Source organism: Protofrankia sp. Cas4, from assembly GCF_963555915.1.
In the GTDB taxonomy this organism is placed as follows: domain Bacteria; phylum Actinomycetota; class Actinomycetes; order Frankiales; family Frankiaceae; genus Protofrankia.
The window spans coordinates 1-10,453 of sequence record NZ_CAUVXL010000045.1 but is presented as its reverse complement, the minus strand read 5'-3'; the positions used below and the strand labels follow the sequence as shown (position 1 = coordinate 10,453).

The following is a 10,453-nucleotide window of genomic DNA, read 5'->3' as shown; positions in this document are numbered from 1 at the left end:
GGTCGTAGGCGTCGCGCTGGTCGATCAGCGTTTGGACGCGTTCGGGACGCAGGCTACGGAACTCCCGTTCGACGACGGCGGAGTACCGGATGTTGGTGGCCAGTCGGGCCATCCACCGCTCGACGAACCGTGACAGCCGCGTCACCGCATCCGCGCGCATGAGCGTCTCATCCTCGGTCAGGTAGCGCAGGCCGTCGGCGTGGACGTGCTCGGCGATGGCGTAGAGGAGGTCCTCCTTGGTGTCGATGTAGTAGTAGAGGCTGCCCTTGAGCAGGCCGACCCGGGACGCGATGTCCTGGATCGTGGTCGCCTCGTAGCCCTTCTCGTAGAACACATGGGCGGCTACATCAAGGATTTCGTGCCAGCGGGACTCGCCCACCACGGCCTTCGGCGGTCGCGCGGACAGCCGAGGGACACCAGCGCCCGTCCCCGGGCCGTGCGACTGCCCGGCTGCGTCGCTCACCCGGCCATGTCCCATCGGGCAGATCACCTTCTTCGACGAATGTGCCGCTTGACGGACCGCCTGTGCCAGACCAATCTAACGGTTGTTTGACCTGCACGTCCAGGTCCACGATACGAGTCAGTCGCCCGACCACGTTCCCGCAGTCCGTGGCGGCGGCCGGGGCGTCCAGGAGGCAGCGAGATGACAGAAGTGGCGCCGGGCGACGACGAGATCGGGCAGTTCGTCGCCCTGGCCACAGCCTTCCTGGACCGGCACGCCAAGCGCCGGCCCGAGCGCCTCGGCCAGCTGGGGTGGGGTGAGGGCCCGGACGACATCGCCGTGCTGGAGGTGCACGCCGACGCCGACGCCGAGCAGCGCGATCTCACCGCGGCGCAGGCGTGGCGGGCGACGGTCTTCGACGCCGGGTTCGGTTGGCTCGGCGGCCCGGTGGAGTACGGCGGCGGCGGCCGCAACCCGGTCCTCGACGACGTCTACCGCGGTCTGGAGTCCGGGTATGAGGTGCCGAACCAGAACATCATCGCCAGCGGCACCGCGCTCGTGGCGCCCGCGGTGATCGCACACGGCAGCGCCGAGGTGAAGGCCCGGTACCTGCGCGGCGTCTTCCGTGGCGACCTCGTCTGCTGCCAGCTGCTGTCCGAACCCGACGCCGGCTCCGACCTCGCCGGGCTGCACACCCGCGCGGTGCGCGACGGCGACGAGTGGGTCGTCACCGGCCAGAAGGTGTGGAGTTCCTACGCCCACCTCGCCCACGTCGGGCAGCTCCTGGCCCGCACGGATCCGGATGCCTCCAGGCACGCCGGACTGACGATGTTCCTCGTCGACATGGACAGTCCCGGCGTGCAGGTCAGGCCGCTGCGGATGATGACCGGTGAGGCCCACTTCAATGAGATCTTCCTGGACGAGGTGCGGATCCCCGACCGCCACCGGGTCGGGGCGGTCGGCCAGGGCTGGCAGGCCACGATCACCACGCTGATGAGCGAACGGGCCGCCGTCGGCGGCGGCGCGACCTCACCGGCCATGGACCCCGTCCATCGCGTCACGGCGCTGGCCCGCCAGCTGGGCCGTGCCGGCGACCCGCTGCTACGGCAACGGCTCGCCGACGTCCACCTCCATGAGCGGTTGCTGCGCTACCTGGGGCTGCGCCAGGAGGCCGCCCTCGCGGCCGGCCGGCCGCCCGGACCGGAAGGATCGGTGATGAAGCTGTTGTACTCACAACAGGCTCGGCGGATCGGCGAACTGGCCGCGGACCTGCTGGGACCGGCGGTCACCGCCGACAACGGCGAGTGGGGGACGTTCGCCTGGGCGCGGTGGGTGTGTGGAGCGCCGTTGCTGCGGATCGCCGGCGGCACGGACGAGATCCAACGCAACACCCTCGCCGAACGGGTGCTGGGACTGCCCCGGGGGCCGCGGTGACAACGCCGGCCGCCGCGCGGCCGAGCGCACCCTCCATCGCCACCACCGCCGCCACGACCGCCACACCCGGTACCCTCGGGGTGCTCCAGCGTGATCGCGAGGTGACCGCGACGGAGCTGCGCCGTCGCGCGGAGTGGATCCGGCTGGAGACGATCAGGCTCGTCGGCATCGCCGGCAGCGGCCACTACAGCAGCACGTTCTCCGCGGCCGAGCTGTTCGCCGTCCTCTACTACCGGGTGCTCCGCCTCGTCCCGGCGGACCCGGCCTGGCCGGACCGGGACAGGTTGCTGCTCGGCAAGGGCCACGCCGCGGTCGGTCTCTACCCGTGCCTGGCCGACCTCGGCTTCTTCCCGACCGAATGGCTCGACTCCTATACCCGGCTCGGTAGCCCGCTCGGGGACCACCCGGACATGACGAAGGTACCGGGGGTCGACTTCAGTTCCGGCTCCATCGGTCACAACCTGTCGGTCGGCCTCGGGATGGCGCTCGCCGCCCGCCTGTCCGGACACAGCTACCGCACCTACGTCGTGCTGGGCGACGGCGAGCTGCACGAAGGTCAGGTGTACGAGGCGATGATGGCCGCCTCCCACTTCCGGCTCGGCAACCTCGTCGCGGTCGTCGATGCCAACGGCTCGTGCCTGGACGGCCCCACCTCGCAGGTCATGAACGTGGAGCCGATCGCCGGCCGGTTCGCCGCGTTCGGCTGGCGCACGGTGGAACTGGACGGTCACGACGTCGAGGCGTTGATGACTGCGTTCGTGACGTTGCCACCGCCTACTTACGATCAGCCGACCTGCGTGGTCGCCCGCACCATCAAGGGCAAGGGCGTGTCGTTCATGGAGTCGGCCGAGGAGTGGCACCTGGGCTTCCTCGGGCCGGCCGACCGAGAACGCGCCGAGCGGGAGATCCGGGAGCGGCTGGCATGAGCCGCCCGGATGATCGAGAGGAACGCTACCCCATGACCGTGCCGCTCGACCCGACGAGCTGGAACATCGCGACCAGCGACGGTCAGCTCGACGCGTTCGTGATGGGGGAGGAGCTCGCCGACCTGGCCGACGACCGGCCGGAGATCGTCCTGCTGACCGCAGACCTGATGACGTCCAACCGCACCGGCGACTTCGCCCGCCGCCACCCGCACCGCCACTTCGATCTCGGTATCGCCGAGCAGAACATGATGGGTGTCGCCGCGGGCATGGCCGCCTGCGGTTTCCGGCCGTACGTGTCGACGTTCGCGTCGTTCGCCAGCCTGCTGTGCGCCGAGCACCTTCGTACCGACCTTGCCTACCCCCGGATGCCCGTCCGGGTGCTCGCTCACCACGCCGGCATCGCGATGGGCTTCTACGGCACCTCTCATCACGCCGTCGAGGACATCGCCCTCACCCGCGCGATCGCCCACCTGACCGTGGTGGCGCCCTGCGACGCGAACGCGACCCGCGCGATACTGCGCGGGACCCTCGACCAGGACGGGCCGGTGTACATCCGGCTCGGCCGCGGCCGGGAGAAGCCGGTCTACGACGTGGTGCCGGCGCTGGCTCCCGGCCGCTTCGCCACGGTGCGCGAGGGTACGGACGCGACAATGATCGCGACCGGCCTCGGCGTACAGATCTCGCTCGCCGCTGCCGGTCTGCTCGCCGCGGACGGCATCGACGTCGGTGTCCTCGATGCCGTCTACCTCAAACCGTTCGACGAGGAGGCGGTCGTCGCCGCAGCCGAGCAGACGGGGCACCTGCTCACCGTCGAGGAACACAACGTCGTCGGCGGCCTTGGGGCCGCTGTCGGCGACGTCCTCGCCCGCCACGGGCTCGCGCCCGCATTTGCCGTACACGGGTTGCCCGACGACTACGCGCTCGTCGCCCCCCCGACCCACCTCTACCGGCACTACGGCCTGGACCCGACGACGGTGGCCGCGCGGATGCGCGAGCTGCTGAAGCGATGAGGTCTGCGATGAAGGCGGCGATGCGCACCGGAACCGACCAGCCAGCGAAAGGTGATCGTGGAACCATGATGACCGGCGAGCAGTACCTCGACTCGCTGCGAGACGGGCGCCGGGTGGCGCTCGACGGTGTCCTGCTGCCTGACGTCACCGCCGACCCGGGGCTTGGCAACGCCGCACGCTGGGTGGCCACCGGCTACGACCGCATCCGGTCGGGGTACCCGGACGGCGTAAACCCGATCTACCAGATCCCGCGGACGGTCGAGGACCTGCGGGCCAGGCTCGATCTTGTCCAGGAATCCGACGTGACGGTCGCCCTGACCTCCGCGGTCCTCGCGTTGCTGACTGCGGCGCCGCGACTGGCCATGGCGAACCCGGCCTACCGGGAACGGATACTGCACTATTTCGAGGACTGCCGGCGCCGCGACGTACGGTTCGCCGAGGTCATCACCGACGCCAAGGGCGACCGGTCGCTGCCGCCCGGCAAACAGGACGACCCCGACCTTTATCTGCGGGTCGTCGACCGCGACGCCGACGGCATCGTGATCAACGGGGCGAAGTTCCACATCACGATGGGCCCGCTGGTGCACGAGCTCGTCGTCATGCCCACCAAGCGGATGAAGCCGGGCGAGGAGCAGTACGCGGTGGCGTGCGCGGTGCCGGTGAACTCCCCGGGCGTCACCCAGATCGCCACCAGCCCGCACCCCCGGGGCAGCGACGGGCGGTCACACCCGGTGTCCGGCCGACATACCGACCCGGACTCAATAGTGATCTTCGATCACGTGCATGTGCCGTACGAGCGTGTCTTCCTCGACGGCGAGGTCGAGGAGTCCGCGGTGGTCGCCCACTCGCTCGGGCTGTGGGAACGGATCAACGGGGTGGCCGACATGGCGCGCCTCGGTGACCTGCTGGTCGGGATGGCCCAGCTCGTCGCCGAGGCGAACGGCGTCGACCGGATCCCGCACATCAAGGACAAGATTGCGGAGATGGTCATCTACGCCACCCTGGTGCGCGCCGGGCTGGAGGCGTCCATCGCCGGCGCGACCCACACCGAGGACGGCATGATCGCGCCCAACGAGCTGTATGCGAACGCCGCCAAGTACCACGCCGCGGCGCACTACCCGGTCATGGTTCGCAACCTGCACGACATCGCCGGGGGCGCCGTGGCGACGGCCCCCTCCATGGCCGACTACGACAACCCGCAGCTACGGCCCTATATCGACAAGTACCTGCGGACCATGCCCGGCGTCGACGGCTACTACCGGATGCGGCTGTTCCATCTGATCCGCGACGTCACCGCCGACGCGCTCGGCGGCCGGGAACTGGTCTCCTGGCTGCAGTCCGGCGGCGGACTGTTCGCGCAACGCACCGTGACCCGCAAACACTACGACATCGAGGCCGCCAAGGACCTGGCCCGGCGGGCCGGCGGGCTCCTCGACGGGGCCGAGCCGGCGAGCTACCCGGACGGCCATGGCTGAGTCTGCGACGCAGGCGACCGGCACCCGGCCAGCCGGCCAGCGCCGGGTGGCCCTGGTCACCGGCGGCACCCGCGGCATCGGCGCGGCGATCACCGAGCGGCTTGCGCGCGACGGCATCCACGTCGCCGCGGTCTACGTCCACGACGACGGCCGCGCGAAGGAGTTTCTGGACCAGGTCAGCAACGCGGGCATGTCCGTGTCGCTGCATCGCGGCGACATCGGCTCGCCGGCCGACTGCGCGCGGCTTGCCTGCGACGTCGTCGCCGCGCACGGCCCGGTCGACTACCTGGTGAACAACGCGGCCATCAGCAGCGACGCCCCGGCACACGAGATGACGGTCGAGCAGTGGGACGCGGTCGTGCGGGTCTCGCTGTCCGGCGTCTTCTACCTCACCCGGGCGGTGCTGCCCACGATGCTCGAGCGCGGCTTCGGCCGGATCGTCAACGTCGGCTCGATCGCCGGGACGATGGGCTCGACCTGGCAGGCGAACTACGCCGCGGCGAAAGGCGGGGTGATCGCGTTCACCAAGTCGATCGCTCGGGAGACCAGCCGCAGGGGCGTGACCGCCAACTGCGTGCTGCCCGGCCCGACGCGGACCGACATGGCAGCGGCCACCCCGGACGAGGTGAACGACAAACTGCTGCGGCTCATCCCGGCGCGGCGCGTGGGCCGACCCGAGGAGATCGCCCATGCCGTGCGTTTCCTTCTCGACGACCTGTCCGGCTTCATCACCGGCGCGCTGCTGCCGGTCGACGGCGGCATGAGCATGTGAACGGGCGTACACGTGAACGGGAGGACGGATATGCATCTCGATGACCGGGTCGCGATCGTCACCGGGGCCGGGTCGGGGCTCGGGCGGGCCGCGGCCGTCGCCCTCGCCGCTGCGGGCGCGCGGGTCGTAGCCGCCGACATCGACCCGGCGTCCGCCGCGCACACCGCGGATCTGATCGTCGCGGCCGGCGGCCAGAGTTGCTCGATCCGGGCTGATGTCGGCGTGGCGGACGACTGCGCGGCCCTGGTGCGCCGGGCCGTCGACGCCTACGGGGCGCTGCACATCCTCTACAACAGCGCCGGAATCGCGCTCGGGAGGCAGGACGGGTTCGTCGCCGACATCGAGCCCGAGGTGTGGGACCGGGTCATCCGCGTCAACCTGTCCGGCACGTTCTACTGCTGCCACTACGCGATCGGCCCCATGCAGGCATCCGGGGGCGGTTCGATCATCAACACCGCCTCGTCCATGGCCCACCTGCCCAACGGACTCCTCGACGGCTACGCCGCGTCCAAGGGCGGGGTTGCCACGCTGACCCGGTCCATGGCGGTCGGCTGCGGCGCGCGCAACATCCGGGTCAACGCGATCAGCCCGGGCTACGTCGACACGCCGATCAACGCACCTCTGCTGCGCAACGACAAGGTCCGGACGGCCTTCGCCGCCGGCCACGCCACCGGGCTCCAGACCGCCGAGGAGATCGCCGACATCGTCGTCTTCCTCGCCGGCGACGCCTCCCGCAGCCTCACCGGTGCGGTGCTCACCTGCGACCGGGGCTGGACGGCGTTCAAGGTCCCCGATGTCCTGCGGCTCGTACCGTGATCACTCTGGCCGCCGCCGTCACGGTCGGTCCGCGACGGCGTCCGCGGACGCGTCCGCGAGGACGTCGGCGGCCAGATTGGCGATGTTCGTCCGGCGGGCCACCCCGCGGGGCGACTCGTCGTATCCGGAGAGTGGGTAGCCGTTCGTCAGGAAGGCAAAGGAGACCTGGCTGACCGGGTCCATGAACGACACCTGGCAGGGCGCACCGCCATGCCCGAATGTCTCGGCGGAACCGGTGGCCGGTAGGTAGGCGCCGGGCAGTGTGCCGGCGACGACCACGAACAGCCCCATCGTCACCGGGTTCGGCTGGGCGCTGTAGCCCTGCGGGTGCATCGTCAACCGAGGGCGGATCCCGTCGGTGACGGCCGTCGGCGTCCACCGTCCGGAGTGGAACAGGGACTGGTAGTGCAGCGCGACGTCGCGTGCCGTCCCGACCAGCGAGTGACTCGGCTCGCCGGCGGCCAGGATCTCGGGCTTCGACAGGTACCAGGGACCCCACGGGTCGACGGTCGCGCCGGTGTCCGGCGGATCGATGCTGACGAAGGGGGCGACGTCGTCGGCGTGGCGCTCCTGGGGTACCCCGAGCTCCAGCGACAGCCCCAGCGGCTCGGCGATCTCTTCCCGTAGGTACTGCGCCAGGGTGGAGCCGGTGCGCCGTTCGACGATCTCCGCGATCACCCACGCCGCCGACGTCAGGTGGAACTCCAACCGGCTGCCGGGCTCGAACGTCAGCCGCCACTTCGACATGGCGGCGAGCCGTTGACCGCGGTCGAGCATCTGGGGCCATCCCAGTGGCGCAAGGGGGAACCCGGCGGTGTGGGTCAGCACCTGTTCCACCGTCACGACGTCTTTGCCGTTGGTCCCGAACTCGGGAATGATGTCCGCGACCCTCTCACCCGCGGCGAGAAGTCCTTCCCCCATCAGCTTCCAGACGATCGAGGCGACGATCGGGCGGCTCGCAGACTGCAGGACATAGCGGGTCTGCGGCGTCGCGTCCCCGTAGGTCTCGAACAGCACCAGGCGACCGGCCCGAGCCAGTGCGATCTGCGCCGACGGTAACGGCCCGCCTTCGACCTCTATCCGGACGCGTTCGGTCAACAGGGCGAGCCGGCGGGGGTCAAGACCGACATCCACCGGGTCGGCGAGCAGAGCGACCGGCGAGCTGGACCCGCTGACTGTTGTCCCACGCTCCCTTCGGTCAGCACACATGGGCTACCGGCCCTCCACGAGCTCGTTGTTAATCATCTGACCTAGAGCGCTTAGCTTATGTTTTATGGTGAGGCTGAACGCTCGTGTCCGCGTTCCGGCGATCGGTCAGCGGAGCTGTGTCGGCCAACGGAGCTGTGTTCAGCCCGGCAGAATGACGATCTCATCGCCGACGGTCAGTGCACCGCCGCGCACGATGTCGGCGCGCAGGCCGCCTCGGTCCTCGAGGGCGTTGCGCACACCCGGGCGGGTGCGTTGGTCGAGGTAGGCGCATGGCGGGCATGATCGGACGCCGCACAGGACGACGTCGCCGATACGGAAGGTCCTATCGACAAGATCGAGCAGTGTGACGCCTGCGGTGACCAGGTTTCGCCGGGTCTCATGTTCGGCCAACTGGACGCCGGTGTCTGCGACGGCGGCGGCGACCGCCTCGCGTTCGATCAGCGTGACCTGCCGTCCTGGACCGTCGTGTCCGGAGAAGGTGCCGGTGCCAGCCGCGTACCGGTCGCCGTCCAGCCCTTTCCCCTCCACCGCGAACACGTTGCCGGGTGACTGCATTGCGGCGCCCCGTTGCGGCGTCACGTAGATGCCGACCAGGCGCCCCCGGACCGTCCCCGTCGCGTCAGCGTCCGCCATGACCAGTCACACTACAGTCCGCGGGTGTAGCCGAGATACCTCGGAAGTCGGCCACGATCGCCTCTTGGTCGGATATCGCCCCACTTCGTGGGTCTCGCAGGTCACGGGCGTGCCGTTCCTCGTTGATCTCACCGTCTCGCCGTAATGGATCTTCCGGCAGGCGGTTCCCGATCGAACGCCACAACGGCAACGACCCGGGGTCGGTGCACCAACACCAACCCCGGGTCTTGATCCCCAACCCTGCACAGACAGGAGTGGAGAGACCCATGGACACAATCCCAAACAGCCGCCGGTCCGGTCCTCCCGGGTCGCATTTCAGCGGCCTGTTGATGGCAGACCCCTCCGACCGTCCACACGTCGACCTGCCCCGCCCGGCTCGGACCTGTTCATCCTGCGACCCTCGCCCGTCCTACCCGCCGGTGTAGGGCCGGGGTCTGGGGCGAAGCCCCGGGTCTGCTCGGGTATACAGGGTGCAAAATGGGCTGTCGGATGGAGGGCTATCGGGGGTGCGCGGGTGGTAGGTCGGTCGGATGGTGACCCGGCGGCTTTTTTGAGTTATGCGCATGCGGATGACGAGCATGACGGTGGTCTGATTACGAGGTTCCGTCAGCGGCTGGAGGGTGAGCTGCGGGCGCAGACCGGACTCCGCGAGTTGCAGATCTTCCAGGACCGGGCTGACATTGGGTGGGGGCAGGCGTGGAAGGACCGGATCGACAGTTCTCTGGATGCGGTCACGTTTTTCGTGCCGATCGTGAGCCCGGCTTTTCTGGCCAGTGCGCAGTGCCGGCGGGAGTTGGCCTGGTTCGTCGACCGGGAACGGCGGCTCGGCCGCAACGATTTGATCTTACCGGTGTATTGGATCGATGTGCCGGCGCTGGACGTGCCGGGTCGGGCCGCGGGCGACGCGCTGCTGGCCGCGCTGGCCGCCCGGCAGTACGCCGACTGGCGGGAACTGCGGTTTGAGAACCTGACGGATCCGGTGTGCCGGCGGACGATGGCCGACTTGGCGATCAGGATTCGGGATGCGCTCGAGTCGGGTTCGCCGGTGATCGGGCCGGGGTTTGCCGGGACGGCTGGCGGTGGTGTTCTGGCCGATGCGGTGGCTGGTCGTCCGACTCGGGTGCATGTGGTCGATGCGTTGTATCGGGGGGATTTTACGTCGGTGATCGAGGCGGTCCACGCTGCGCAGCCTGGTGATCGGATTCTGGTGCGTCCCGCTCTGTATGAGGGGCCGATTGTGCTGGATAAGCCGGTGGAAGTGGTGGGGGACGGGCCGGCTGAGGAGATCACGATTGTGGCGGGTGAGGGAAGTGTGGTGGTGTTTAGCGCGTCGAACGGTTCGGTGCGGGGGTTGACGTTGCGGGCGACCGGGCGGTCACGAGAGCAGGCGGTGGTCGACGTCGGTGCGGGTCGCCTCGTTCTGGATGGGTGCGATATCAGCGGGAGTGGTATCGGGGTGGCCGTCCACGGCGGTGCTGATCCTCGCGTCCGCGGCTGCCGTATCCACCACACGTCCGGTTCTGGAGTGTTCGTCTCCGAGAATGGTGCGGGGCTGTTCGAGGACAACGAGATCACCGGCAATACCCTGCCCAACGTCGCCGTGACGTCGGGGGGGAACCCGACGGTCCGCGGCAACCGCATCACCAACTCCAAGGTTAGTGGCGTGTATGTCTATGATAACGGTGCGGGGCTGTTCGAGGACAACGAGATCACCGGCAACGCCCTGCCCAACGTCA

The 10,453-nt window shown here is 69.4% G+C and carries 10 protein-coding genes; 7 read left to right on the top strand and 3 right to left on the bottom strand.

The features are described from left to right. Nucleotides 1–463: TetR/AcrR family transcriptional regulator (locus tag U9979_RS04580; protein ID WP_322778396.1), on the bottom strand; the 463-nt coding region annotated here is incomplete at its 3' end. A 180-nt stretch (nucleotides 464–643) separates the two neighbouring features. Between U9979_RS04580 and U9979_RS04575 the strand changes: the two genes are divergently transcribed. Genes U9979_RS04575 through U9979_RS04550 form a run of 6 tightly spaced genes read left to right on the top strand, consistent with a single transcriptional unit; the run spans nucleotide 644 to nucleotide 6,875 of the window. Further along, nucleotides 644–1,876 (top strand): acyl-CoA dehydrogenase family protein, encoded by a 1,233-nt coding sequence (locus tag U9979_RS04575; protein ID WP_322778395.1) that lies wholly within the window; start codon nucleotides 644–646, stop codon nucleotides 1,874–1,876. Then, the gene (locus tag U9979_RS04570; protein WP_322778394.1) at nucleotides 1,873–2,802 is read left to right on the top strand and encodes a transketolase; all 930 of its coding nucleotides are present in this window, start codon (nucleotides 1,873–1,875) and stop codon (nucleotides 2,800–2,802) included. Before U9979_RS04575 ends, U9979_RS04570 begins: the two co-directional genes overlap by 4 nt. Continuing rightward, a complete protein-coding gene (locus U9979_RS04565) occupies nucleotides 2,799–3,812 on the top strand; it encodes a transketolase family protein (protein ID WP_322778393.1) in 1,014 nt (337 codons plus the stop codon). The genes U9979_RS04570 and U9979_RS04565 overlap by 4 nt, the downstream gene beginning before the upstream one ends. Nucleotides 3,813–3,820: 8 nt before the next feature. After that, nucleotides 3,821–5,287: a 4-hydroxyphenylacetate 3-hydroxylase N-terminal domain-containing protein gene (locus U9979_RS04560; protein ID WP_322778392.1), complete on the top strand. Its 1,467-nt coding sequence runs from the start codon at nucleotides 3,821–3,823 to the stop codon at nucleotides 5,285–5,287. Between the two features lie 46 nt (nucleotides 5,288–5,333). Further along, nucleotides 5,334–6,059: a 3-oxoacyl-ACP reductase FabG gene (gene fabG, locus U9979_RS04555; RefSeq protein WP_322778391.1), complete on the top strand. Its 726-nt coding sequence runs from the start codon at nucleotides 5,334–5,336 to the stop codon at nucleotides 6,057–6,059. Between the two features lie 30 nt (nucleotides 6,060–6,089). Next, complete coding sequence (locus tag U9979_RS04550; RefSeq protein ID WP_322778390.1) at nucleotides 6,090–6,875, top strand: SDR family NAD(P)-dependent oxidoreductase; 786 nt, start codon at nucleotides 6,090–6,092, stop codon at nucleotides 6,873–6,875. 18 nt (nucleotides 6,876–6,893) lie between these two features. On the opposite strand, the gene U9979_RS04545 is transcribed toward U9979_RS04550, so the two are convergent. Together U9979_RS04545 and U9979_RS04540 are read right to left on the bottom strand one after the other, a co-directional pair. Then, complete coding sequence (locus U9979_RS04545; RefSeq protein WP_322778389.1) at nucleotides 6,894–8,084, bottom strand: serine hydrolase domain-containing protein; 1,191 nt, start codon at nucleotides 8,082–8,084, stop codon at nucleotides 6,894–6,896. Between the two features lie 138 nt (nucleotides 8,085–8,222). Beyond that, nucleotides 8,223–8,717 (bottom strand): MOSC domain-containing protein, encoded by a 495-nt coding sequence (locus tag U9979_RS04540; RefSeq protein WP_322749303.1) that lies wholly within the window; start codon nucleotides 8,715–8,717, stop codon nucleotides 8,223–8,225. 550 nt (nucleotides 8,718–9,267) lie between these two features. Here U9979_RS04540 and U9979_RS04535 point away from each other — a divergent pair. After that, nucleotides 9,268–10,453: right-handed parallel beta-helix repeat-containing protein (locus U9979_RS04535; RefSeq protein WP_322778388.1), on the top strand; the 1,186-nt coding region annotated here is incomplete at its 3' end.